The sequence below is a fragment of the Desulfovibrio psychrotolerans genome (assembly GCF_013340305.1).
Taxonomy (GTDB): domain Bacteria; phylum Desulfobacterota; class Desulfovibrionia; order Desulfovibrionales; family Desulfovibrionaceae; genus Halodesulfovibrio; species Halodesulfovibrio psychrotolerans.
On record NZ_BLVP01000007.1, the window covers coordinates 63104 to 85474 of the forward strand.

The 22371-nt window shown below is 60.9% G+C and carries 24 protein-coding genes; 17 read left to right on the forward strand and 7 right to left on the reverse strand.

What is annotated here, in order from left to right:
* Window positions 1-185: 185 nt before the first annotated feature.
* The 5 genes from HUV26_RS06405 (at window position 186) to HUV26_RS06425 (ending at window position 2662) form a co-directional block, all read left to right on the forward strand.
* Window positions 186-494 carry a hypothetical protein gene (locus HUV26_RS06405; RefSeq protein ID WP_174409294.1) on the forward strand — a complete coding sequence of 103 codons (309 nt, stop codon included), beginning with the start codon at window positions 186-188 and terminating at the stop codon, window positions 492-494.
* Entirely contained in the window at window positions 485-934 is a 450-nt protein-coding gene (locus HUV26_RS06410; RefSeq protein WP_174409295.1) for a hypothetical protein, read from the forward strand. Before HUV26_RS06405 ends, HUV26_RS06410 begins: the two co-directional genes overlap by 10 nt.
* A 312-nt stretch (window positions 935-1246) precedes the next feature.
* Complete coding sequence (locus tag HUV26_RS06415) at window positions 1247-1831, forward strand: hypothetical protein (protein ID WP_174409296.1); 585 nt, start codon at window positions 1247-1249, stop codon at window positions 1829-1831.
* A gap of 16 nt (window positions 1832-1847) precedes the next feature.
* Entirely contained in the window at window positions 1848-2342 is a 495-nt protein-coding gene (locus HUV26_RS06420; protein WP_174409297.1) for a D-Ala-D-Ala carboxypeptidase family metallohydrolase, read from the forward strand.
* Complete coding sequence (locus HUV26_RS06425; protein ID WP_174409298.1) at window positions 2339-2662, forward strand: hypothetical protein; 324 nt, start codon at window positions 2339-2341, stop codon at window positions 2660-2662. Before HUV26_RS06420 ends, HUV26_RS06425 begins: the two co-directional genes overlap by 4 nt.
* 229 nt (window positions 2663-2891) lie before the next feature.
* On the opposite strand, the gene HUV26_RS06430 is transcribed toward HUV26_RS06425, so the two are convergent.
* The 4 genes from HUV26_RS06430 to HUV26_RS06445 all read right to left on the reverse strand — a co-directional run bounded on the left by HUV26_RS06430 (window position 2892) and on the right by HUV26_RS06445 (window position 5958).
* On the reverse strand, window positions 2892-3401 hold the full coding sequence (locus tag HUV26_RS06430; protein WP_174409299.1) for a hypothetical protein: 510 nt from the start codon (window positions 3399-3401) through the stop codon (window positions 2892-2894).
* A gap of 228 nt (window positions 3402-3629) precedes the next feature.
* Window positions 3630-4853, reverse strand: a complete 1224-nt coding sequence (locus tag HUV26_RS06435) for a response regulator (protein ID WP_174409300.1) — start codon at window positions 4851-4853, stop codon at window positions 3630-3632.
* Window positions 4854-5139: 286 nt separating this feature from the next.
* Window positions 5140-5502 carry an Hsp20/alpha crystallin family protein gene (locus HUV26_RS06440; RefSeq protein ID WP_174409301.1) on the reverse strand — a complete coding sequence of 121 codons (363 nt, stop codon included), beginning with the start codon at window positions 5500-5502 and terminating at the stop codon, window positions 5140-5142.
* A 12-nt stretch (window positions 5503-5514) separates the two neighbouring features.
* Window positions 5515-5958, reverse strand: a complete 444-nt coding sequence (locus HUV26_RS06445) for an Hsp20/alpha crystallin family protein (protein WP_174409302.1) — start codon at window positions 5956-5958, stop codon at window positions 5515-5517.
* A 266-nt stretch (window positions 5959-6224) separates the two neighbouring features.
* On the opposite strand from HUV26_RS06445, the gene HUV26_RS06450 reads away from it, so the two are divergent.
* The 11 genes from HUV26_RS06450 (at window position 6225) to HUV26_RS06500 (ending at window position 18047) form a co-directional block, all read left to right on the forward strand.
* Window positions 6225-7124, forward strand: coding sequence for a hypothetical protein (locus HUV26_RS06450; protein WP_174409303.1), 900 nt, complete (start codon window positions 6225-6227; stop codon window positions 7122-7124).
* Window positions 7125-7257: 133 nt separating this feature from the next.
* Window positions 7258-8502 (forward strand): efflux RND transporter periplasmic adaptor subunit, encoded by a 1245-nt coding sequence (locus tag HUV26_RS06455; RefSeq protein ID WP_174409304.1) that lies wholly within the window; start codon window positions 7258-7260, stop codon window positions 8500-8502.
* A complete protein-coding gene (locus tag HUV26_RS06460; RefSeq protein WP_174409305.1) occupies window positions 8499-9269 on the forward strand; it encodes an ABC transporter ATP-binding protein in 771 nt (256 codons plus the stop codon). Before HUV26_RS06455 ends, HUV26_RS06460 begins: the two co-directional genes overlap by 4 nt.
* A 669-nt stretch (window positions 9270-9938) precedes the next feature.
* Entirely contained in the window at window positions 9939-10103 is a 165-nt protein-coding gene (locus HUV26_RS06465) for a symporter small accessory protein (RefSeq protein WP_174409251.1), read from the forward strand.
* Between the two features lie 13 nt (window positions 10104-10116).
* A complete protein-coding gene (locus HUV26_RS06470) occupies window positions 10117-11724 on the forward strand; it encodes a sodium:solute symporter family protein (RefSeq protein ID WP_174409306.1) in 1608 nt (535 codons plus the stop codon).
* Between the two features lie 101 nt (window positions 11725-11825).
* A complete protein-coding gene (locus HUV26_RS06475; RefSeq protein WP_174409307.1) occupies window positions 11826-13433 on the forward strand; it encodes a sodium:solute symporter family protein in 1608 nt (535 codons plus the stop codon).
* 161 nt (window positions 13434-13594) lie between these two features.
* The gene (locus tag HUV26_RS06480; RefSeq protein WP_174409308.1) at window positions 13595-14884 is read left to right on the forward strand and encodes an ABC transporter permease; all 1290 of its coding nucleotides are present in this window, start codon (window positions 13595-13597) and stop codon (window positions 14882-14884) included.
* Complete coding sequence (locus tag HUV26_RS06485) at window positions 14884-16110, forward strand: ABC transporter permease (RefSeq protein ID WP_174409309.1); 1227 nt, start codon at window positions 14884-14886, stop codon at window positions 16108-16110. Before HUV26_RS06480 ends, HUV26_RS06485 begins: the two co-directional genes overlap by 1 nt.
* Before the next feature lie 27 nt (window positions 16111-16137).
* Window positions 16138-17034 (forward strand): acyl-[acyl-carrier-protein] thioesterase, encoded by an 897-nt coding sequence (locus tag HUV26_RS06490; RefSeq protein ID WP_174409310.1) that lies wholly within the window; start codon window positions 16138-16140, stop codon window positions 17032-17034.
* Window positions 17031-17453 carry an acyl-CoA thioesterase gene (locus HUV26_RS06495; RefSeq protein ID WP_174409311.1) on the forward strand — a complete coding sequence of 141 codons (423 nt, stop codon included), beginning with the start codon at window positions 17031-17033 and terminating at the stop codon, window positions 17451-17453. Before HUV26_RS06490 ends, HUV26_RS06495 begins: the two co-directional genes overlap by 4 nt.
* A gap of 165 nt (window positions 17454-17618) precedes the next feature.
* A complete protein-coding gene (locus HUV26_RS06500; protein ID WP_174409312.1) occupies window positions 17619-18047 on the forward strand; it encodes an HMA2 domain-containing protein in 429 nt (142 codons plus the stop codon).
* Window positions 18048-18165: 118 nt separating this feature from the next.
* Here the strand turns inward: HUV26_RS06500 and HUV26_RS06505 are convergent, their stop codons facing one another.
* From HUV26_RS06505 to HUV26_RS06515, 3 genes are all read right to left on the reverse strand, one after another.
* On the reverse strand, window positions 18166-20319 hold the full coding sequence (locus HUV26_RS06505; RefSeq protein WP_174409313.1) for a heavy metal translocating P-type ATPase: 2154 nt from the start codon (window positions 20317-20319) through the stop codon (window positions 18166-18168).
* A 142-nt stretch (window positions 20320-20461) separates the two neighbouring features.
* Window positions 20462-20917, reverse strand: coding sequence for a DUF6110 family protein (locus tag HUV26_RS06510; protein WP_174409314.1), 456 nt, complete (start codon window positions 20915-20917; stop codon window positions 20462-20464).
* Window positions 20918-20919: 2 nt separating this feature from the next.
* A complete protein-coding gene (locus HUV26_RS06515) occupies window positions 20920-21222 on the reverse strand; it encodes a hypothetical protein (RefSeq protein WP_174409315.1) in 303 nt (100 codons plus the stop codon).
* A 318-nt stretch (window positions 21223-21540) separates the two neighbouring features.
* Here HUV26_RS06515 and HUV26_RS06520 point away from each other — a divergent pair, with 318 nt between their 5' ends.
* Window positions 21541-22329 (forward strand): amidohydrolase family protein, encoded by a 789-nt coding sequence (locus HUV26_RS06520; protein ID WP_174409316.1) that lies wholly within the window; start codon window positions 21541-21543, stop codon window positions 22327-22329.
* The last annotated feature ends 42 nt before the right edge of the window (window positions 22330-22371 follow it).

Consider the following 22371-nt stretch of genomic DNA (forward strand, 5'->3'; position numbering starts at 1 on the left):
GCCTTGACGTTTATGTGCGAACATGAAATATTTGTTCAAACAATACAGACTAGACGTATCCGGTCGCGCCTGCCGGAAATTCAGGCGCACACCCCTTCGGCAGGCCGGGACGAAGTGCGGCAAACGGTCATTCCGGCAGGATTACAAGAAGTTCAGGCAAGGCTTTCCAGAGGAGTCCGAATCCCATGACACAGCAGTACCACACCGAACACGAGCACGCCGCCTGCGCCATATGTGGCCGCATGTTCCCGCACCCCCGCCCTGCGTTCAGCAGGCAGGCGCGCGCATGCCCCTCGTGCAGCAGGCCCGCTCCCGTAAGGGGCGGATACGAACCCATGGTGCAGATAGAGGCGGGCGAACATCAAAGGCTTCTGCATCTCTATTACGCCCATTTTGAACACGATGTGCACCCTTCACCGGAAACCGCAGCCACGCTCCGCAGTGCCATGCTGCGCTGCAACAAATTCTTTGAAGGAGGCACATCATGCCATTAGTCGTATGCCAGACATGCGGCAAAGAGTTCTCTGCCCGCCCCGGACGCGTAGCCTCCGGGCGGGGCAAGTTCTGCTCGCGGGAGTGCTCCGCCACGTCACGCCGGAACACAGATATTGTTGCCTGCCAGTGGTGCGGCAAGGAGACCCTGCGCAAAAGCACCCGCCAGAAGTATTGCTCACGCGCCTGCGCGGCTGCCTCGGCCCACGCCGCCCACTTCAGCAAGCCGCAGCAGACCATACGCTGCCGGACCTGCGGACGCCCGTTTGCTCCACGCACGGCAACGGATGCACACTGCGATGCCCGTTGCCGCATGGCCCGCAAACAGGAATCCGGACATGGATACGGTATGTTTGAAGATCCGTGGGCAAACGGCTCCATCCCGCCAGACCGATACGGCAAAGACCTGTACCGCATGCCAGATGCGGGACTGGGATTCTGACCAGCCCACCGGGCCGACTCCGCACAACAAACGCCGCAGAAACCGGTCGGCGCGGAAAGAGCACCCGCACGCTGCGCGGCTCTCTTTCCCGCCGGGGCAGACCGGCTTTCCGCTTCCCGCCCGCTCCGGGCAGAGGCGCAAGCACCGCGTTGCCATTGTCCGCAGGCGAGGCCCGTTCCGCCTTCATCTACCTTCAACGACCGGGGAAACCATCAGGGAAACACTGTTGCGCCCTTCACGGACGCAACGGCACACTCTAACGCTGCCCGCCGGATCGCGCACCATGCACGCCCCGGCAGGAGGGAGAAAGACATGTCGTTTGCTGATACCAAACTCACCTTCGGCGCACCGCATACAAACCGGCTCACACTCATGGGCCGCGTGGCGGAACCGCCTTTTGCCCGCCATGATGCGACAGGCGCGGCAATCATCGTTCCCTTGAACCTTCAGGCCCATCGCCCCGTAAGCGCATGCAGCCGCGGACATTCAGCCACCTCTGCCACCGACGCCTGCACGTGGAAAAATGACGACGCGCCCGATGCGGTCCTGCCCGTGCTGGTGCGGGGTCACGCCGCCCTGTGGTGCTCCTCCAATCTTCTGGCGGGCATGGTTATCCATGTGGAAGCGAGTATCCGGTCTCTGGGGGCCACGCCTTCCGGCGCGTGCCTCACGTATCTGGAAGCGGAGCGCATACACGTACTGCAAACCACCCCCCACACCTTCTCCGACCTGCCGGAGACACCCCACATGCCGCCTGCCGAGGATAATCATTTCGCTCCTCCCGATCATAGAACATTCTATACAACAGTCCGGACCACGCGGGATATGCCGCTGCCCTTCCCGCCGCATGCAGCAGATATCTGGACCGATCATCCCGCCAGCATGACAACCAACTGACCCGGGAGGATGCAGCATGTACACCACGGAATACTTTCGCATAGAGGAACTGGTGCCACCGGAAATGCACGTCGCATGGAAACAGGCTCCGCAACGCCTCTTCATGCTTTTCGATCTGGATGCCCTGCGCACGCTGGATAACCTGCGCCGCAGATACGGCCCCATCATCGTCAACAACTGGCATAAGAAAGGTAATTTCCGCCATTCAGGCTGGCGGCCGTGGGATTGCAAAGATGGGGCAGCCCTGTCACAGCACAAGCTGGGCCGCGCCTTTGACTGCAAATTCACGCAAGCAAGCGCCGAAGAGGTGCGCGAAGATCTCGCCCGCATGCCCTACTCCTCCGCCTTTTCGGCCATACGGCGCATAGAGGCGTTTGAGGGCATGAGCTGGTTCCATTTTGATACCGGGAACCATAACCGTGAAACGGACGGCATATTGGTGGTGGGCAACGGCAGCACGCCATCCACCACCATTCCCTGCCCCCCGGTGCGGGAGGCGGGCACGGCATGAACGCACGGCAGCCGAATGCGGAAGCCGCAGCGCAACCGCAGCCGCTCCACGACCACGCGGAGTATGGCCTGCCCTCTCCCCGTCCGGCCGGAGGGCCGGAAACTGACGCCATGCTGGTGTATGTGGGACTCGCCGCCATAGGCAGGGCTGTGGGTGCGGGACCGGGAACCGTAAAACGCTGGATACGCGAAGAGGCCTTCCCGGCGCGCCGCTGCTCGGACGGTATTTACCGGGCCACGGCAGAGGGCATGCGCTCGTGGTTCCAGCCGCCCTTTCCGGACGCATACCCCCAACCGCCGCGCGGAAGACGGCCCAACTGAACGAAGATCACGTCTGTAACGCGGGGATGACGCGGCGGAAAACGCCGTCCGTCTTGACGAAGAAAGGTGAATACGGACCATTGCCCCTTGTATCCCTGACAGCGATGCCACTTCCGCCGGGCTTAATGCAGGCCGAGCGGCAGGCTACCTGCCGGGATTAACGCAGGTCGGGGCGGCAGGTAAACCTGCCGCCCCGGCTTCATACGTCATGTGGAGCAGAAGGAACAGGCTACAAGGTGCAGCGCAGCACCTTCACGCCTTGCTTGAACAGCACTTCCATCTTGTCCGGACGGGTTGCGCTCTGCACCTCGCCCATCCCGAACACCGGATGGTCGACAATATCTCCCACGGCATAGCCTTCCGCCATGTTATAGGGGCGGGCGTCACGGGTTCCCTTGGAAACTATGACGGACTTCCACGCCACCATCACGGCTTCCGCTTCCTGCTGCGCCCTCTGGTTGGCGCGTGTCTGGGCGGCTTTCTTGGCGGCTTCCGAGCGGGCGAGCGAAACAGCCGCCTCGCGCGACTCGCCGGAACGCACCCGGCGCACGCCGGACGTTTCAGACTTCAGCTTGGGCTTACGCACCTCGCGGTATTTGTGAACGCTGCCGCAGGCCTGACACTCCACCTTGACGATAACGCCATCCACCATGGCAACGATGACATGCCCGGTTATGTCGTTACAGCGTGAACATGTCGTCTCAATCCGGCCGCCGGCGGTAAGTTCTTTGGGTATCATATCCTCAATCTCTTTGGCTGTGATGCACACGATCTGTGAAGGGGATGAAAAAAGCCACAGGACGAACCTGCGGCAGAAGATGCAAGCACGAAGGGGGGGACAATACAGATTTGCCCCCTGCATGGCAACCCCTTCCGCGCCGTTCAAAATATGAAGGACGAAACACGGAAAAACCGGCGAAAGCTCTCCGGACCGGAAGAAGAAGAAGAAGAAGAAGAAGAAGAAGAATCAGGAAGCCGGGTCTTTCCCGGCGGCTTCCAGCAGAGCCAGACAGCTCATGCGCATACTCTGCATCCGCGAGGTCAACCCCAGTGAGTCAATATACGCCGCATCCACCGCCGGCTTACGGTACTGCGGATTAATGATCACCAGCTCATGCTCCATAACGTTGGCAACATGCACCGCCGTAACAGGGGCAAACCCCTCGTGCGGCACCTGCACAGGCTCATGGTGCCCCAGCACCGCCTCCACCACCGGCGCGGGCATGCCCCACAACGCCAGCAGATATGCTCCCATCTCCGCATGCGTGGCGCAAAAAACCTCGCGCTCAGCATCATGCACGCTGTAATCCCTGCTGCGCACAAGCTCCAGCACCCCCGCATAGTCGTCCGCAAGGCGGGTCAGCAGCACCAGTTTGCCCACATCATGCATCAAACCCGCGATAAAGGCGTGGTCCATCACTTCCTTATCCGCATCGGCATGAACAGCAAGGCAACGTGCAAGGTGCCCGGTCTGCGTACAGTGCTGCCACAGCAACCCGGCGTTGAACCGCAGAGATTTCTTCACCACGAACCGCTTAACCAGTTCAATGACCAGCATCAGGCTTTTCACGGTGTCTGTTCCCAGCAGCACCACTGCCTGATGCGGACTGGAAACATGCCTGCGCAAGCCGAAGAACGAGGAATTGACCAACTTGAGCAGCGAGGCGGTCAGCCCCATGTCAGATTCGATGATATTCCCGATATGGTGCAGCGAAGGGTCTTCCTTGCCCAGCTCCGCCTCAAGGCTGGCATACACATCCGGCAGGGAAGGCAGGGTGTCCACATCGGAAAAAACAGCCCGCACCCGTTCATTGCCCAGCACGGTCCGCAACCGCATGGAACGCTCCACCACCTCTTCCAGTTCCTTGTGATTGCAGGGCTTGGTCAAAAACTGATGGGCGGGCTTGACCGTCTTCATGATCATTTTGTGATCGGAATAGCCCGAAAGGATGATGCGCAGGGTATCCGGATACAGCCGCTGCACCTCGCTGAGCAGGTCGCCGCCATCCATTCCCGGCATGCGCATGTCGGTAACGACCACATCGTACGGTTCACGCGCCAGAATCTCCAGCGCCTCCACCGCACCGCCCGCAAACGCCATGCTCCACTTCTCCCGCAAAGAGCGCAGCACCAGACGCAGACCGTTCAACACGTTCGGTTCGTCATCCACAAACAACACGCGCAATTTCATACCGCTTTTCTCCACATGACAACCGCGCCCAGCAGCCTGCCGCAAACACAAAAACAAGAGAGCCGCCACCGCCAACCCCGTGCACCGAACCAATACTCCCGCGCCCTGCTGCACCCTTGGCGGCCGCACGTGAAAGGCAGAAGACCTGAGCCGCTACACCAACCTGTCACACTCAGAGAACGAAATCAATGCGACACACGATACCGCACAACTGTTTCTTCCGATATGATAAAGGCCCGGAACCGCACGGTTCCGGGCCTTGGCATGCAGGGATACAGCGACCGGGCTATCCCGTAATCTCTATGCGGCGCGGCTTTGCCGCCTGCGCGCGCGGCAGAAACAGTTCCAGCACGCCGTCCGCCAGATTGGCGGTAATGGCATCCTTGTCCACCATGTCCGTCAGGGTGAAGGTGCGGGCATATTCCACATCGCAGAATTCACTGTGTACCGGGCGAACTCCCTCGCCCGTTGCGCAGCCTCCCCGTCCGGTCACGGTGAGCTCGTTTTCTTCTATCTGAATGGCCAGCGCCTCGCGGACCACGCCGGGCACATCCATAACGATGCGGAAGCCATCTTCCTGCTCAATGATATCGGAAGCCGGAACAACGCGGTGCAGCGTTGCCTCGGCCTTTGCCACATCCTTGTTCATTGTCTGCCTCCTTTATACGTCTATGGCTTTGGATTCAGCACCGGTCACGGTAATGCGGCGGGGCTTCACGCTGTCCGCCTTGGGCAGAGTCACCCGCATCACCCCGTCAGAGCCCGCGGCAGTCACCTTGTCCCTGTCCACGGGCACATTCAGGGTGATAATGCGCTGAAAAGACCCCATGCCGCGTTCACGGCGCAGATAGCGGCCCTCCGTCCCCTTCCGCTCCCCCTTGATGACCAGACTCCTGTCTGTCATCGTCAGTTCCACGTCCTTGGGAGGAATGCCGGGAACGCTGATCTCCACATAATAGTTGTGGTCATCTTCCGCGATATTGATGAGGGGATACGCAGGACGCCGGAATCCCAAGCCTCCGGTTCCCTGAAAGCGGGCCACATCGTCAAAGAGCTTTTCCATTTCCTTGGGGAAATCATACAATGTGCTGAAATCGATAACCATATGGACACCTCCTTTCTCTGCGGCCACGGCCGGACATGCCCGCCGGACAGCCGCTTCATGTTTTTCCGCCTTTCAGATAATACACTAAAAACTGCTGTCAACTCTCTCTTTGCATCTATATTACAGCACGTTACCCTGTGGATAACTTTTCTTGCCACATTGCCGCCCTTGCCGGAGCGTGCACATTCCCCTTGCGGCATTCGGCCCTGCGGGATACCGGAAAAACCCGGCCCATCCATTACAATGCCCAACCTTACGGAGACCGTATGCAGATACGCGCAGAGATAGGCGACAAAGCGCAACAGCAGGCAATAGTCAACGAACTCGGCATACTGGGAGAAGCTTCCCGCCATTATGCCATGGCGTTCCGCATAAGCGAGGTGGTGGTCCCGCACGACTTCGACACTGCCGTGAACGCCGCGCAGGGCACAGGAGACTACAGGTCCGTTCCCGGTATGGAACCCACATCCCGCGCGGTGTTCACCCCCAAGGGATATATCCTTATATTCCACCCCAAGCTCTATTCCGATGCGTACGACAACCACATCCGCTTCGCCATTTACTGGCATGAATTCACCCTGCTGGTGAACCGGAGCCGATTCCCCGTGCTCATGCGTCACAAGCTGGACCGCTTCGCCAACTATTTCATGAACCTGTACCAGCTGTACGACCAGTACACTGCTGCCCGCAGATCCTTTGAATTCCGCGACGCCATCATCCGGCAGGCACTGGGAGAGGAGCTTTCAGACCTCGCGCGGCAGGACCTTGAACACTCGCTCATGGGCAGCCTCGCCATCCTGCGCAACAAGGCGGAATACTACGACTGGATACGCTTCCAGATCATGGAATACCGCGAAAAAGGCGTCATCGCCGACTTTCTGGAGCAGGTGCGGGGCAAAATCGCCCAGCTTTCCTATTCCCTTGTTTTCGCATACGCCACCATGGACCATTACGAGCACCTGCGCGACCGCGAATCGCTCATCGCAGAGGCTCCCATGCTGAACAACAACACCCGCGCCTTTCTGGAATACCTGCGATTCAAATACCAGACGGATGCCGTGGACCTTTCGGACGGCATAGACCTCATGGAGGCGTTCTGGGCCAATTTCGGCATCCGCTTCAAAGACGGGGAAAAATGCATGGAGTGCGAGGTGCAGGACATTTAACCGGCGATGCAAAATCCGCAGGGCTGGGGGTGGCTTCCTGCCGCATCTGTGTTATATTTGCCCCTGTACGCAACAAACACATCCCGCTCACCCTACAGACACGCCGCCCTGCCGGGCGGAACACAGGTATCGCATGCGGAAACTGCCCATCCTTCTCGCCCTTTTGCTCGCTGCGGCAGGCGCCGGGGCCTGGTACTGGTCTTCTTCCCGCAACGTGCAGGAGACCAAGGTGCTCCAGACGGTGCGGCTCGGAAAGAATACCGTGCGGGCAACGCTGGAAGCCACGGGCATCATAAAGCCCGAGGTGGGTGCCATTGTAAAGACGGGCAGCCGCGCCACGGGCCTTATCAGAAAAATGTACGTCCGCGTGGGCGATACAGTGCGCAAAGGCGACCTTATTGCGGAAATAGATGACCGGGAACAGCGTGCAAGCCTTGCGGAGTCGGAAGCCACCCTGCGCAGGGCACGCGCGGAACTGGCCCGGGTGGAAAATGTCTACCCCCTGCAAATCAATGAAGCCCGCGCCCAGCTTCGCGCAGCAAAGGCAGAGGCCGACTATCTGAGCCTGAGCCTGCAACGCAAGACCGAACTGGTCCGGCAAAAGCTCGATTCGCAGGACAGTCTGGACGAAGCGCGCCAGAAACACGATGTGGCCACAAACACCTTCAAAGCGCGCGAGGCCACCCTGCGGCGGCTGGAGACCGAATACACGCAGGAACGCATCATGTCTCAGGAAAGCGTGCTCGCCGCCGAGGCAGCCCTGCAATCCGCAGAGGTGCGTATAACCTACGCGTCCATCCATGCCCCCATAGACGGCGTGGTGAGTCAGGTGGCCGCCCAGACAGGCGAAACCGTTGTGGCAGGGCTGGAGGTGGCGAACCTTATCACCATTCTGGACCCCACCCGCCTTGAAATGTGGATATACGTGGATGAAACCGATGTGGGCCAGATACGCCCCGGCATGCCGGTGGAATTCCGCGTGGATGCCTACCCCGGCCGCGTGTTTGAAGGCACGGTTAACCAGATTTACCCGGAACCGGAAGTGCGCGATAACATCGTGTACTATCAGGCACTTGTACGCATGACACCGGAAACTTCCGCCCAACTGCGACCGGAAATGACCACCCAGTGTACCGTTATTGTGGAGCGCAAGGATGATGTTCTGGCCCTGCCCAACGACGCCCTTAAATGGGTGGGCGGCGAGCAGTACGTGTTCGTACGCGGCACCGGCAACGCGGTTACGCGCGTACAGCCCCGTCTGGGCCTGCTGGGGCGCGACCACAGCGAGGTGCTGGAGGGCCTGTCAGAAGGCGACGAGGTGGCAACCCGCATCCTGCTTCCCGCTCAGGGAGCGGCCCCGGCCCGGAGCGGACAATGACAGCGGAGCAGACAATAACCCGCCCGGAACGGGGCATCGCTGCCCCGCATGACCGCTGGGTCATCCGCACCGAGAACCTTACCCGCACCTTCACGCAGGGCGATCTGGCGGTAGAGGCGGTTAAACCTCTTACCCTGAGCATCGCGCACGGCGAGATGGTGGCCCTGCAGGGGGCATCCGGTTCCGGAAAATCCACGCTTCTGCACCTGCTTGCCCTGCTGGATACCCCCACCGCGGGACACTATTACCTGAACGGCACAGACACAGCCAGCATGGATGACGATGAACGCAGCGCAGCCCGCAACCGGCTGGTGGGCATCGTCTTTCAGAGCTTCTATCTGGTTCCCTACATCAGTGCGCTGGACAACGTGCTGCTGCCGGGACTCTATTCCCCAACGTCCGGACGCGAACTGAAGGAGCGCGCCCGCACCCTGCTGGAACGCGTAGGGCTTGCGGACCGCATGCACTTCAAACCCGCCAGCCTTTCCGGGGGGCAACAGCAGCGCGTTGCCCTTGCCCGCGCCCTGCTCAACGACCCGCCTCTGCTGCTGGCGGACGAACCCACGGGTCAGCTGGATTCCACCACCAGCACGGACATTCTGGATCTTTTCCAATCTATCAACGCATCGGGAAAAACCGTGGTCATTGTCACCCACGATGCGAACACCGCTGCCCGCGCCCGCAGGCGTATTGAATTCGCAGACGGCAACGTCAGTGCCGACACGGAACAGCCCGCGCCCGCCCTGAATACTTACAGCAATAAATAACACCGCCGCAGCCTCAAGCTTTCCGGGCGGTTGTCGATACATACAACAGCGTCCGAACAAAAACGCCACACGAAATAAGAGCAACACTTTGACAGAACGCCAAGGTGTGCTTACGTATAAAGTTGGAAGGGGTTCCCGAAGGCGCCTGGTCGCACTTTTCCTGCTACGCCGCAGGATTCCGGCGCAATACCGGAGAGGGGAAACTGCTGTTGGGATACCCGCCGTCTTCAGGCCGTCCGCAAGGGCGGCCTGTTTTTTTTCGCAACCTTTCCGGCGTGTTGCGACGATAAGATCAACGGCCATATATCCGCAACCTGCTCCCATGCCGTCTGTCCAGATGACATGGGCAGACCATTCGCCAAGACCAGCCCCCGCCGCAAACAGCAGTGCCACTCTAATCTTTTACACCGCAGCCCAATTTTTCTTTCCCTCCCAACTTGACAAATATGAAAATACGGGCGTAGAACTTTGCCCATGAACACCCATACCGCAGCCGCGTTCGCGCTATTCTTTTTTGGCTTCTTCTTTTTTAGCGGCACGCCAGCCTGCGGAACCTGGGTGTGCGCCAAACGGCGCAACTGAAGAATAGCATCAGACACCCCGAAGGGCCGCAGGCACAAACCTGCGGCCCTTCTCGTTTTTGTGGCATGAAACCCGAGGAGGTACGTGATGTTGGGACTGGGAAGTTGGGAGACGGCACTGGCCTTCTGGCTGTGCATCATCTCTGCGGCGGGATGCGTGGTGTACGGCTACCTGAACTGGAACAATTCGGGCACGCCGGACACGGTTTCCATTGATGACATTCTACCGGACGATGAATACGCCGACAAATGAGGAATATGTTGTCATGACCATCAAATTTCTCACCACACTCGCGTACTTCGCCATCGTCTTCTATCTGGGCTACAAGGGCTGGAAGGAAACCAAGGGCGCAAGCGACTACATGCTCGCAGGCCGCCGCGTAAACCCCTTTGTCATGGCCATGTCCTACGGGGCAACCTTCATCTCCACCTCCGCCATCATCGGCTTCGGCGGTGCCGCCGGTCTCTTCGGCTTTCCGCTGCTCTGGCTCACCGCCTTCAATCTTGTCTTCGGCATTTTTGTAGCCATGGTCTTTTTCGGCAAGCGCACCCGCCGCATGGGCCTTGCCCTGAACTGCCGCACCTTTCCGGAACTTCTGGGCAAACGTTACCAGTCCCACTTTCTGCAAAGCTTCTCCGGCGGCATCATCTTTCTGTTCATCCCCGTCTATGCCGCCGCCGTGCTCATAGGCATATGCCGCATGGTGGAAGTCTCTTTCGGTCTGCCGTACACGTGGGTGCTGCTGGGCGTAACCGCCATTGTGGCCCTGTATGTCATCACCGGGGGCATGAAGGCCGTCATGTACACAGATGCCTTTCAGGGAGCGGTCATGGCGGTGATGATGCTCATCTTCATCATCTTTACCTACTCCATGCTCGGCGGCGTGACCGAGGCACACCAGACCCTCACAGACATGGCCCACCTTATGCCTGAGAAGTTGCAGAAGGGCGGCATGCTGGGCTGGACGCAGGGGGCCGTTCCCTTCTCGCCCCTCTGGCTCACCATTTACACCACCATTGTCTACGGCGTGGGCATAGGCGTGCTGGCGCAACCGCAGCTTGCGGTGCGCTTCATGACCGTACCCAGCGACCGCGAACTGAACCGCGCGGTGCTCTACGGCGGGGTGTTCATCCTGCTCATGACCGGTGTGGCCTTTACCGTGGGCGCGCTCTCCAACGCGGTCTTCTTCAAGGAATTCGGCAAGATCAGCATTGCCATGGCGGAAGGAAACATCGACAAGATCATCCCCATGTACATTGAGACCATGATGCCTCCGTGGTTCTCCGCCATCTTCCTCATGGCCATGTTCGCCGCCGCCATGTCCACCCTGTCCAGCCAGTTCCATGTGGGCGGCACCTCGCTGGGCCACGATATCTACGCCCGCGCCATGCGCACCCGTGTGCGCGCGGCGGGTAACTCCATGGCCATAAACCAGATGGGCGTCATCATCACCATCCTTGCCACCCTTGTGTGGGCGTGGATGCTGCCGCCCTCGGTCATCGCCCGCGCCACGGCCTTCTTCTTCGGCCTGTGCGGAGCCGCCTTTCTGCCTGCATATGTGCTGGGCCTGTACTGGAAGGGCATGACCAAAACAGGTGCCAAGGTCTCCATGGTGGGCGGCTTCTCCTTCTCCATGCTCTGGCTGCTGTTCATCATGGAAAAAGAAGCCTCAGCCATCGGCCTGTGCCAGTTCCTGTTCGGCAAGGCCACGCTGGTGGCTCACGCCACGCCCGGAAGCTGGCTGCACTTGCTCCAGTGGGTAGACCCCAATGTGGTGGCCCTGCCCTTCTCCTTTATGCTGGCGTGGGGCGTTAGCGTTTTCTCCACCAGCCTTGCGGAAGAACACGTGGAAGCCTGCTGGCAGAACTGCTGATACCATCCGGTTCCCCGGCGGGCTTCCTGCCCCGCCGGGGAACCTTCTCTCCCCTCCGTGCAGGGGGCGGCACCCAAGCCGTCCGAAAACAGGAAGACCCCATGACCATCAAAGTCGTCACCACTCTGCTGTATTTCGCCGTTGTCTTCTATCTGGGGTACAAGGGCTGGAAGGAAACCAAAGGCGCAAGCGACTACATGCTCGCCGGACGCCGCATCTCCCCCTTTGTCATGGCCATGTCCTACGGGGCCACCTTTGTCTCCACCTCCGCCATCATCGGCTTCGGCGGTGCAGCCGGCCTCTTCGGCTTCCCCCTGCTGTGGCTTACCGTGCTCACGGTGGTCGTAGGCGTATTTATTTCCATGGTCTTTTTCGGCAAGCGCACCCGCCGCATGGGCCTTGCCCTGAACTGCCGCACCTTTCCGGAACTTCTGGGCAAGCGCTATCAGTCGCGCTTTTTGCAGAGTTTTTCCGGCGGCATCATCTTTCTGTTCATCCCGGTTTATGCAGCCGCCGTGCTCATAGGCATATGCCGCATGGTGGAAGTCTCCTTCGGCCTGCCGTACACATGGGTGCTGCTGGGCGTAACCGCCATTGTGGCCCTGTATGTGGTAACAGGCGGCCTCAAGGCCGTCATGTACACAGATGCCTTTCAGGGCACCATCATGGCCGTGATGATGCTTGTGCTGGTTGCCTACACGTACTCCATGCTCGGCGGCGTGACCGAGGCACACCAGACCCTCACAGACATGGCCCACCTTATGCCTGAAAAGTTGCAGAAGGGCGGCATGCTGGGCTGGACGCAGGGGGCCGTTCCCTTCTCGCCCCTCTGGCTCACCATTTACACCACCATTGTCTACGGTGTGGGCATAGGCGTGCTGGCGCAACCGCAGCTTGCGGTGCGCTTCATGACCGTGCCCAGCGACCGCGAACTGAACCGCGCGGTGCTCTACGGCGGGGTGTTCATCCTGCTCATGACTGGTGTGGCCTTTACCGTGGGCGCGCTCTCCAACGCGGTCTTCTTCAAGGAATTCGGCACGATCAGCATTGCCATGGCGGAAGGAAACATCGACAAGATCATTCCCATGTACATTGAGACCATGATGCCTCCGTGGTTCTCCGCCATCTTCCTCATGGCCATGTTCGCTGCCGCCATGTCCACCCTGTCCAGCCAGTTCCATGTGGGCGGCACCTCGCTGGGCCACGATATCTACGCCCGTGCCATGCGCACCCGTGTGCGCGCGGCGGGCAACGCCATGGCCATAAACCAGATGGGCGTTATCATCACCATCCTTGCCACCCTTGTGTGGGCGTGGATGCTGCCGCCCTCGGTCATCGCCCGCGCCACGGCCTTCTTTTTCGGCCTGTGCGCCTCGGCTTTTCTGCCCACGTACCTGCTCGGCCTGTACTGGAAGGGCATGACCAAAACGGGGGCCAAGGTCTCCATGGTGGGCGGCTTCTCCTTTTCCATGCTCTGGCTGCTGTTCATCATGGAAAAAGAAGCCTCGGCCATCGGCCTGTGCCAGTTCCTGTTCGGCAAGGCCACGCTGGTGGCGCACGCAGCGCCCGGAAGCTGGCTACATCTGCTCCAGTGGGTAGACCCCAACGTGGTGGCCCTGCCCTTCTCCTTTATGCTGGCGTGGGGCGTAAGCGTTTTCTCCACCAGCCTTGCGGAAGAACACGTGGAAGCCTGCTGGCAGAACTGCTGAGCCACCCCGGTTCTGACGAGTCTCCGGATTCTATCCTATGCAGCCCCGCAGGGCAGGAGTCGACCGCTCCTGCCCTTTTTTGACCGCCTGACTGCGCTGTGCAGCCCAGGATATCTGGCATCGCCCCTTGCCCTTCCTGGGGAAGCGGTTATGCTACCCGTATGACGCACCGCCCGAGCGCACCGCCATCCGAAGCACCCCGCCGCCTCTTTGTGCCGCTGCATACGCTGCGCTTTTACTGGCGCGTGTGGGGCGTCTCCCTTGCCGCGCTCAGAGCATTCCGGCTGCGCGGCCTCTTCGTGGTTGCCGCCGTGTCTCTGGGCATTGCCGCCCTTACGGTCATTGTGGCCGCGCTGGACGGCGCCAACCGCAGGGCGGACGAGATAACCGCCTCCTTCGGACCGGACGCCCTGTTCATCCTCGGCGGCGACCTGAGCACCCGCGCCGTGGGCCAGCGCTTTCAGACCCTCACGTGGCAGGACGTGGACGCCATCCGCAGGTCCCTTCCCGGGGTCTATCTGGTGGTTCCCATGCAATCCATGCGCGACCACACCCTGCGCTACGGCAACCGCAACTGGTCCGTGGGCAGCACCATAGGCACCTCTGCCCATTATGGCGCATCATGGAACTGGCCCCTCACAGAAGGGCGCGACCTCACGGATGCCGACGTGGAACGCGGCGCACGCGTGTGCCTTCTGGGGAACATACCCGCCCGCGAACTCTTCGGGACCGAAAGTCCCGTGGGCAAGACCGTATACCTGCAGAAAATTCCCTTCACCGTGGTGGGCACGCTCAGCGAACGGGGCATGGCCGGGGGCGGCGGAAATCAGGACGACCGGGTCATCATTCCGCTCACCACCATGGCGCAGCGGTTCGGCATAGACAGGAAGTACTTCCGCGCCCTGCGCATCAAATTTCAGGATGTTTCGCGCATGGATGCGAACATCGCCAATCTGGAAAGCCTGCTCCGCCACATGCACGGCATACGGGAAGGACAACCCAACGACTTCACCATCCTTTCCGCGCAGGAGGTGCGCAAGTTCCTTTCCATGATCAAGGGCGGGCTGGCCGTGTTCCTCGGCATTACCGCCTTTGCCGCCATTCTGGTGGGCGGCTTTGTGCTCGCCAACCTGTTCTACCTTTCCGTTTCCGAACGCACGCGCGAAATAGGTCTGCGGCGCGCCATGGGGGCTTCGCAGGGGGCCATTCTGGTGCAGTTTCTGCTGGAAGCCGTGGCCCTTACCCTTGTGGGGGCCGTTGCAGGCATGTTTCTGGGCCTTGCCATGGGGCAGGCACTTTCGCGCCTCGGACTCATAGAAATCCGCCTCTCGTGGCAGGTCTTCAGCTACGCGCTTATGGCGGCAACGGCGGTGGGGCTTGTTTTCGGGCTGCGTCCTGCCCGCCACGCCGCAGGGCTGGACCCCATCCGCGCCCTGCGGGGAGATGAGTGATGTACGGCGGATTCGGCATAGCTGTGCGCGCCCTTGCCACGCACAAGCTGCGCACCGCCCTCGCCATGCTGGGCGTGTTTCTGGGGGCGCTGGCGCTCACGGGCGTGACCCACGTTTCCAAAGCCATGAGCCTGAAGGCCGAACTGGAAACCGCCAAACTCGGCCCCAACCTGCTTACGGCGGCAGCGGGAAAAACACGCTTTTCGCGTTCCGGCGATGTGCGCTTCGGGCGTACCGTCACCACCTTCACGCTGGCGGATGCACAAACCCTCATTGCCACAGTGCCGCAGGTGCAGGCGGGCGCTCCGTATATCATCGCCACCATGCCCGTGCGCTACCAGCGCACCGCCACCACCGCGCAGATAGTCGCCACCACGCCCGAATACGCGCATGTGCGCTCCGTTGCCCCGGCAACGGGCCGTTTTCTGACACAGGCGGAAACAGATGCCCGCGCCAAGGTCTGCGTGCTGGGCAGGGCCGTTGCTGTCAAGCTGTTCGGCACGCCGGAAGCGGCAGTGGGGCAGACGGTCTTCTTCTACCGTGCGGGGCTTCAGGTCGTGGGTGTTATGGAGGAAAAAGGCAGCGACCTTTCCGGAACCGATCAGGACGATCAGGTCTTTGTGCCCATTACCACCTACATGCGCCGCATGAGCAATCAGGATTTCATCTCCGGCGTCTACATGACCCTGCATGATGCGCGGGACGAGGCAGCCGCCAAGCGGGCGGCGGAAGCCCTGCTGCGGCAGCGGCACGGCATCTCAGACAGCCGTCAGGACGACTTTACCGTGCTTTCCGCCAAAGATGCCGCCGCGCTGCGCACACAGGCACTGGATCTTGTATGGACGCTGGGCGTCATGAGCAGCAGCATCTCTTTTATGGTGGGCGGGCTGGGTATTCTGTCCATCATGATCCTCATGGTCCGCTCCCGGCGGCTTGAAATCGGCGTGCGCCGCGCAGTGGGAGCGCGCAGAAAGGCTATTGTGCTGCAATTTCTGCTGGAGGCCGCTCTCATGTCTGGCACTGGAGGCCTTCTTGGTGTATTGGGGGCGCTGCTGTGCGTTACCGGCGTGTACCGCGTGGGAGACTTTCCCTACGTGTACGACGCCCCGCTCATTGCCATGGCCAGCGGCGCATCCGTTCTTTCGGGCATTCTTGCCGGAGCCTATCCGGCCTGGAAGGCTTCCCGCGTGGAGGTGCTCACCGTGCTGCACAGCCATGGCATGTAACCCTCTTGGAACCGACGAGGAATCTGCATGCCCGTTTACGGCACGGAAAACGTTGTGGTCCGCTGCTACGAAACCGGCCCCGGCGGCCTTGCCCGCCCGGCCACCTTTGCGGACTACTTTCAGGAAGCCGCCTCCAACAACGCCCGGGCGCTGGGTTTCCCCGGCGAACGCCTGTGGGCGCAGGGCATGGCGTGGGTGCTTGCCCGTCTTGCCCTGCACATACACCGCTATCCCGCCGCAGGCGAAACCGTGTGCATACGCACATGGCCTGCCGCACATGACCGCACCATTGCCCAGCGCTGCTACGAGGCAACGGACGTTCACGGACAACCGCTGGCGTGGGGCACAAGCGCATGGGTGGTGATGGACATATCCACCCGCCGCATGCTGCCCATCCCGGACTTTGTGGCTCAGGGCTACCCAAAGGACCAGCCGGACTGCCGCCCCTTTGCCACCCGCGCCGTTCCCAAGCTGCGGGAAACAGCACACGAAGCACTGCTGCGCAGCCGCCGCGCGGACATGGACGCCAACGGCCACGTAAACAATGCCCGCTATGTGGACTGGGTGCTGGAAGCCATGCCGCAGGACTTTGCCGCCGCGCACGAGCCGAGCATGGTGGACATTACCTTCCGCGCCGAATGCGGCGCAGGCGTGCCGCTGGTTTCGTTCTGCTCCGCACCGGAAGAACAGGTAAGCCTGCATTCGCTCCGCCTTGCGTCTGCCACCGCACAGGAACCCCGCGCGGACCACGGATCTTCCGTACAGCCGCAGCCTGCCGGTGCCACTCCAGAGAAGTCCGCCAAGCCTGACAGTTCCCCCGCGGAGCACGCCGCCGGAGAATCAGCCAACGCCACGGAACTGTGCCGCGCCCGCGTTATCTGGCGCGCACGCCCGGCACACCACGCACCGGAGCACAGAGCATGAGCACCTTTCCTACCCCGCAGACATGGCTTGCCCACCGCGTCTCGTATGGTGAGACAGACACCATGGGCGTACTCTATTACGCGGAATACCTGCATCTTTTTGAACGCGGCAGAAGCGAGTTCATCCGTGAACGCGGCATGAGCTATGCCACGGTGGAAGAGCGCGGCATCATGCTGCCCGTGCGCGAGGCGCAGTGCCGCTACCGTGCTCCCGCCCGGTATGACGATCTGGTGCAGATACGCGTGGGCATTGCCGAATGGGGCCGCGCCTCAATCACCTTTGTTTACGAAATCATGGATGCGCAGCGTGAAAAAATGCTGGCTTCGGGCATGACACAGCACGCCTGCGTCAACCCTTCCGGCCGCCCCGTGGCCGTGCCGGACTGGTTGCGCGCGCTGTTTACCGGGCAACCCGCATGACCTGTAACAAACGGTGACGGCCTGTTCCCCCAAGACGATACCGGGGGCGCGGTGTACTGATTATCATCTGCACAGATTGACACATATCCCGTCCTCTGTGCTAGGCTTTGTCACAAATCTGCAACTTTTTATGGCCTGCAACTTTTTTATGGCCGGAGGACTGGTATGAACGCGATGTCACAGGGCAGAATACGTTTCCGCAACGGAGCACTGAAGGCTGGGGAACTGGGATACGCCTTGCGCGATGAACTGCTCGCCGCCAAAGGCGTTCTGGACGTGCAACTGAACAAGCGCATCGGCAGCATGCTGGTCCTCTTCGACAAGGCCCGCATCACGGCAGAGACCATTCTCAAACGCATTGCCGCCCATCTGGACATCGACCTCGCCAAGGTCCGCGAAGGCCTGAACAACATGAACCGCATCATCGGCAGCCGTGCAGCCCGTCGCAATGTGAAGATAGGCATGGGGGTTGCCCTTGGCACCGCCATGGCCTCGCTTGCCTATTCCGGCAGATGGCACGCTGTGGCAGGCAGTGTATTCATGCTGTTTCTCGGGACGCACCTGTACCAGAACCGCAGAACCCTCACCAGCTGATACGACCGGCAGCCGCCGCTCCCGTAACGAAAAATCCCCGGCCCTGCATGTATATGCGGAGCCGGGGATTCTGTTTTCTGCCATGTTCCTGCCGTGCAGCCGGTGCTTCTGCGCGCCGTCAGTCCTCCTGCCCATACCCGCCGGAAAGCAGCGGGCGCATGCTGTGCACGCAGGTAAACACGGTGCCGGAATTGTGCAGCAGTGCCAGCATGGCCGGAGTGATAATCCCGGTCAGGCCCAGCCCTATGAACAGGGTGTTGCTCCCCACAATGAACATGAAATTACGGCGGATGCGGCGCATGGCCTTGCGGGAGATCTCCATGGAATCCATCAGGCTGTCCAGCCTGTCCCCCGTGATCATCACATCGCACGCCTCGCGCGCAATGTCCGCGCCATGCTTCATGGAAACGCCCACGTCCGCCCGCGTAAGGGCGGCGGAATCGTTTATGCCGTCCCCCACCATGGCCACCACGTAGCCTTCATCGCGCAGCCTGTCGATAAGCCCGGTCTTTTCGTCCGGCAGGGCCTGCGCGTAGAATTCCTCTATCTCCAGTTCGTCCGCCACGGCCTTTGCCGTGGGGTATCCGTCGCCCGTCAGCATAATGATACGGCGCATGCCCATGTTTTCCAGCCGCCGCACAAAGCGGTGCGCACTGGGTCGCAGAGGGTCTTCCAGCGCGATCACTCCCGCCAGCCTGCCGCCCACGGCAAAATAGAGCAGAGAATGCCCGGAATGGGAACAACGCTGGATGTAGGTTTCCGCATCGTCAATCTCTATGCCCTCATCCTCGTGTACAAAATGCCTGCTGCCCAGAATCATACGCTGCCCGTTCATGGTGGTGGAGATGCCGTGCGCGAGGATATACTCCACCTCGGCGTGGTCCTCCTCATGGTGCAGCCCTTCTTCCTCCGCTTTGCGGACAATGGCCTCCGCCACGGGATGCGGAAAATGCTCCTCCATGCAGGCAGCATTGCGCAGCACAAATTCCCGGCTGAAGCCGTTCACCGGGCAGATATCCACCACCATAGGCCGCGCCTCGGTGAGCGTTCCGGTCTTGTCCAGCACCACGGCGTCCACTTTGGAAAGTACCTCTATATGCCTGCCGCCCTTCACCACAGCGCCCCTGCGCGCAGCCTCCAGCATGGCCGCACGCACAGAAAGCGGCGTTGCCAGCTTGATGGCGCAGGAATAGTCTGCCAGCAACACGGAAGCCGCCTTCATCCAGTTGCGCGTAAGCAGGAACACCAGCCCGGAAAGCAGGAACGAGAAAGGCACAATCTTGTCCGCCAACCGCACCGCCTGCCCGTGGATATCGGCCTTCAGCCCTTCGGATTCGGAGATGATGCGCGCAATCTTGGCAAACCGCGTCTCGTCGCCCACCCCTTCGGAAAGGATGATGATGCGCCCCTCGTCCACCACGGTGCCCGCAAACACCTCGCTGCCTATGCTCTTTTTCACGGGCATGGGCTCACCGGTCATGGAAGACTGGTTCACCATGGCAGTGCCGTCCGCCACCACACCGTCCACGGGAATGCGCGAACCGCTGCGCACAATGACCATATCGCCCGCCACAAGGGCTGCGGGGTCCACGCTCACGGGGCCGTCTTTACGCATCACCCACACGGGACGGTTGTCTCCGCTGTACAGGGCGGCTATGTCCGCACGGGATTTCTCGCGCGTCCAGTCTTCCAGCGTTTCGCTTATATCCAGCAGCAGATGGATGGTGCCTGCGGTGCCGAAATCGCGCATGGTCAGCGAGGCACCAATGGCGGCGGCATCCAGCACGCTCACATTCACCTTGCCCCGCAGGAGTGACTTAAGCCCTTCCAGCAGCAGCGGCAGCACGGTAAACAGCGTCCAGTAAGGACGCAGCATGGGAGGCATGAACAGCCGTGTCAGGTAGAATCGTCCTACCTTGCGGGCAATGATCATAAAGGGCGATTCCAGCTTGCGCTCCTCGCCCGTATAGCTGCCGGGAGCGGGCAATGCGCAGGCTTCTTCGTCACCGGGGTCGGCCGTACGACACGGAGCAAGCTCCGGCTGACTCACGAGCAGGGCCACGTCCTCCACCACCAGCAGGACAAGGCGCGTAAGCTCCTCATCCGCCGTAAAGGTAAGCAGGCCGCGGCCTGTGCGCGGATTGAACACAAAGGCAATCTCCACCTGCCTGTCGCTGACAGCCTGATGGAGCTTCTGCTGAAGAAGGGGCATCACGCGGGGCGAATCCGCCGCAAATCGTATCCGCCCGGGAATGCTGCGTACTATATTCATGCCGTATCCTGAGTAATGTCTCCTGAGTAATGTCTCATGAGTGGTGTCACCCGTACGGTGTCACCTGAATGGTGGCTGCGCCGCCGCATCGTCAGCGAACAGCGAACATGCAAAATGCGAGCAGGAAAGCAGGGCTGACCGCCTAAACGGTCTCCGGCGAAGGCATCCCCTTGGGTGCAGACATTTTTGGCTTGGCAGCCTTGGACTTAGCCCCTTTAGCCGGTTTGGCACCAGATTTAGACGCAGGCTTTGTGCCGGACTTCGCGGCCTTGGCTGCTTTTGCGGCAGGCTTTCTGGAGCCCTTAGGCTTGGCCGCCGTTCCGGCCACCGCTGCCGCAGCGGCCTGTGCCGCTTCCTCGCGTTCCCGCGCCACCTCTTCCTTGACCTTCTGCTCGTGCGTATAACGGGCCTCGGCCATGTAATCCTCAATATCTTCCTTCAGGGTTTCCATGCGCGCCATAACCCCTTCGGTCAGGCCGTAGCCGCCCTGCACAAGACCAGAGAGCAATTCCTGCCCTTTGCCGGACCGGACCACGGCAACCCCCGCCGCGCCCAGCACTGCCCCTGCCAGAAAATAGGCGATTCTGTTCACTGCCATGGCTACCCCTCCTTACTCTGCGCCGCCTGAGAAGTCTGCTCCTCAAAATCGCGCACCTGCTCCTTAACCAGCTCCTGCCCCTTGTCCAAAGCCTTGTCGAGCAAGGCGTGCAGCTCGTCCCGGTTCTGCCACGCAAGGTATCCCAGTGCCCCCACGGCAGCTCCGGCTGCCACCAGCAGCAGCTTTTCCATCATATCCTGCATCCTGCCATCCTCCTGCCTGTTTGTGGCCCGTTCCGTCCTGCCGGTGTCCGTGTTTTCCGTCACGCCCTGCTGCGAACGTGCTGACCGGTCCGGGAAATTCATCTCTGCTCGGGTATATTCTCCGGAAGTTGCGCAGATTCAAGCGAATTGCGGCAGCTTCGAACGGACGAATAATCATCCTGACAATATACCCGACTGCATGCCCTATGTCACGGAAGAATGCACTTTCACACCGTCAGTGCGTCCGTTTATGCAACGCACACTGATAATGAACTTGAATTTCAATGTCAACGAAATCCCTGTTCCAGCGCAGCAGGCTTCGGCTGCAGCCACTCCGCAGCCTGCCGGCATTCTGGAAAAACAGCGCCTTCCCCTCCCCCGCACTTGCCTTTCACACCCAACAGAGATAAGCACGCCCTCATGTTTATTGATGTGCACACTCACGCCTTCCACCCCAAAATAGCCGACAAGGTGCTCCTTCAACTGGAGGAACACTACGGCATTCGGGGCGTTGGCAACGGCACGGTTGAAGACCTGCTGGCGCGCGCCGCCTCGGCAGGACTGGACCGCGTGGTGGTGCACTCCGCCGCCACGGCGGCTGCGCAGGTTATCCCCGCCAACAACTTTGCTCTGTCACTCAAAGAAGCCCACCCGGCGGTCATCCCCTTCGGCACCCTGCACCCGGATTTTGAAGACTGGGAATGCCAGTTGGAACGGCTGCGCACGCGGGGCATTACCGGGCTGAAGCTGCACCCGGAGTTTCAGGGCTTCCGGCTGGATGACCCGCGTCTGCACCCCATCATCGAAGCGGCACAGGAACACTTTCTGTTCATGGTGCACATAGGCGACACCCTGCCCCCGGACGAGAACCCATCCTGCCCCTACAAGCTTGCCCGGCTCATGGACCTGTTTCCCCGCGCCCGGTTCATCGCCGCGCACATGGGCGGCTACCTGCACTGGCGACATGCCCTTCGCAGCATCATCGGCAAAGAGGTGTACATAGACACCTCAAGCTCGCTCACGTTCATGGATGACGACACCCTGCGCGCCATATGGCGCACCCATCCGCGCGACCGCGTCCTGTTCGGCTCGGACTACCCCCTCTTCGACCCTGCGGATGAAATGCGAATGCTGCGCAGACGGCTCGCCCTGTCGGACACAGAGCTGGAAACACTGCTGCTCAACGGTGCCACCGCGCTGGGACTGTAGCGCGGAATACCGCGCCTTGCGTCCCGCTGGGCCACCCCGCCA

Excerpts from the sequence above, each read along its gene's own strand:
- HUV26_RS06475 (WP_174409307.1), top strand. The coding sequence starts at position 11,826 with ATGACCATCAAAGTCGTCACCACTCTGCTGTATTTCGCCGTTGTCTTC.
- HUV26_RS06465 (WP_174409251.1), top strand. The coding sequence starts at position 9,939 with ATGTTGGGACTGGGAAGTTGGGAGACGGCACTGGCCTTCTGGCTGTGC.
- HUV26_RS06485 (WP_174409309.1), top strand. The coding sequence starts at position 14,884 with ATGTACGGCGGATTCGGCATAGCTGTGCGCGCCCTTGCCACGCACAAG.
- HUV26_RS06470 (WP_174409306.1), top strand. The coding sequence starts at position 10,117 with ATGACCATCAAATTTCTCACCACACTCGCGTACTTCGCCATCGTCTTC.
- HUV26_RS06425 (WP_174409298.1), top strand. The coding sequence starts at position 2,339 with ATGAACGCACGGCAGCCGAATGCGGAAGCCGCAGCGCAACCGCAGCCG.
- HUV26_RS06445 (WP_174409302.1), bottom strand. The coding sequence starts at position 5,958 with ATGGTTATCGATTTCAGCACATTGTATGATTTCCCCAAGGAAATGGAA.
- HUV26_RS06510 (WP_174409314.1), bottom strand. The coding sequence starts at position 20,917 with ATGGCAGTGAACAGAATCGCCTATTTTCTGGCAGGGGCAGTGCTGGGC.
- HUV26_RS06515 (WP_174409315.1), bottom strand. The coding sequence starts at position 21,222 with ATGAATTTCCCGGACCGGTCAGCACGTTCGCAGCAGGGCGTGACGGAA.
- HUV26_RS06505 (WP_174409313.1), bottom strand. The coding sequence starts at position 20,319 with ATGAATATAGTACGCAGCATTCCCGGGCGGATACGATTTGCGGCGGAT.
- HUV26_RS06405 (WP_174409294.1), top strand. The coding sequence starts at position 186 with ATGACACAGCAGTACCACACCGAACACGAGCACGCCGCCTGCGCCATA.
- HUV26_RS06490 (WP_174409310.1), top strand. The coding sequence starts at position 16,138 with ATGCCCGTTTACGGCACGGAAAACGTTGTGGTCCGCTGCTACGAAACC.
- HUV26_RS06410 (WP_174409295.1), top strand. The coding sequence starts at position 485 with ATGCCATTAGTCGTATGCCAGACATGCGGCAAAGAGTTCTCTGCCCGC.
- HUV26_RS06435 (WP_174409300.1), bottom strand. The coding sequence starts at position 4,853 with ATGAAATTGCGCGTGTTGTTTGTGGATGACGAACCGAACGTGTTGAAC.
- HUV26_RS06455 (WP_174409304.1), top strand. The coding sequence starts at position 7,258 with ATGCGGAAACTGCCCATCCTTCTCGCCCTTTTGCTCGCTGCGGCAGGC.
- HUV26_RS06430 (WP_174409299.1), bottom strand. The coding sequence starts at position 3,401 with ATGATACCCAAAGAACTTACCGCCGGCGGCCGGATTGAGACGACATGT.
- HUV26_RS06420 (WP_174409297.1), top strand. The coding sequence starts at position 1,848 with ATGTACACCACGGAATACTTTCGCATAGAGGAACTGGTGCCACCGGAA.
- HUV26_RS06520 (WP_174409316.1), top strand. The coding sequence starts at position 21,541 with ATGTTTATTGATGTGCACACTCACGCCTTCCACCCCAAAATAGCCGAC.
- HUV26_RS06440 (WP_174409301.1), bottom strand. The coding sequence starts at position 5,502 with ATGAACAAGGATGTGGCAAAGGCCGAGGCAACGCTGCACCGCGTTGTT.
- HUV26_RS06495 (WP_174409311.1), top strand. The coding sequence starts at position 17,031 with ATGAGCACCTTTCCTACCCCGCAGACATGGCTTGCCCACCGCGTCTCG.
- HUV26_RS06500 (WP_174409312.1), top strand. The coding sequence starts at position 17,619 with ATGAACGCGATGTCACAGGGCAGAATACGTTTCCGCAACGGAGCACTG.
- HUV26_RS06415 (WP_174409296.1), top strand. The coding sequence starts at position 1,247 with ATGTCGTTTGCTGATACCAAACTCACCTTCGGCGCACCGCATACAAAC.
- HUV26_RS06480 (WP_174409308.1), top strand. The coding sequence starts at position 13,595 with ATGACGCACCGCCCGAGCGCACCGCCATCCGAAGCACCCCGCCGCCTC.
- HUV26_RS06450 (WP_174409303.1), top strand. The coding sequence starts at position 6,225 with ATGCAGATACGCGCAGAGATAGGCGACAAAGCGCAACAGCAGGCAATA.
- HUV26_RS06460 (WP_174409305.1), top strand. The coding sequence starts at position 8,499 with ATGACAGCGGAGCAGACAATAACCCGCCCGGAACGGGGCATCGCTGCC.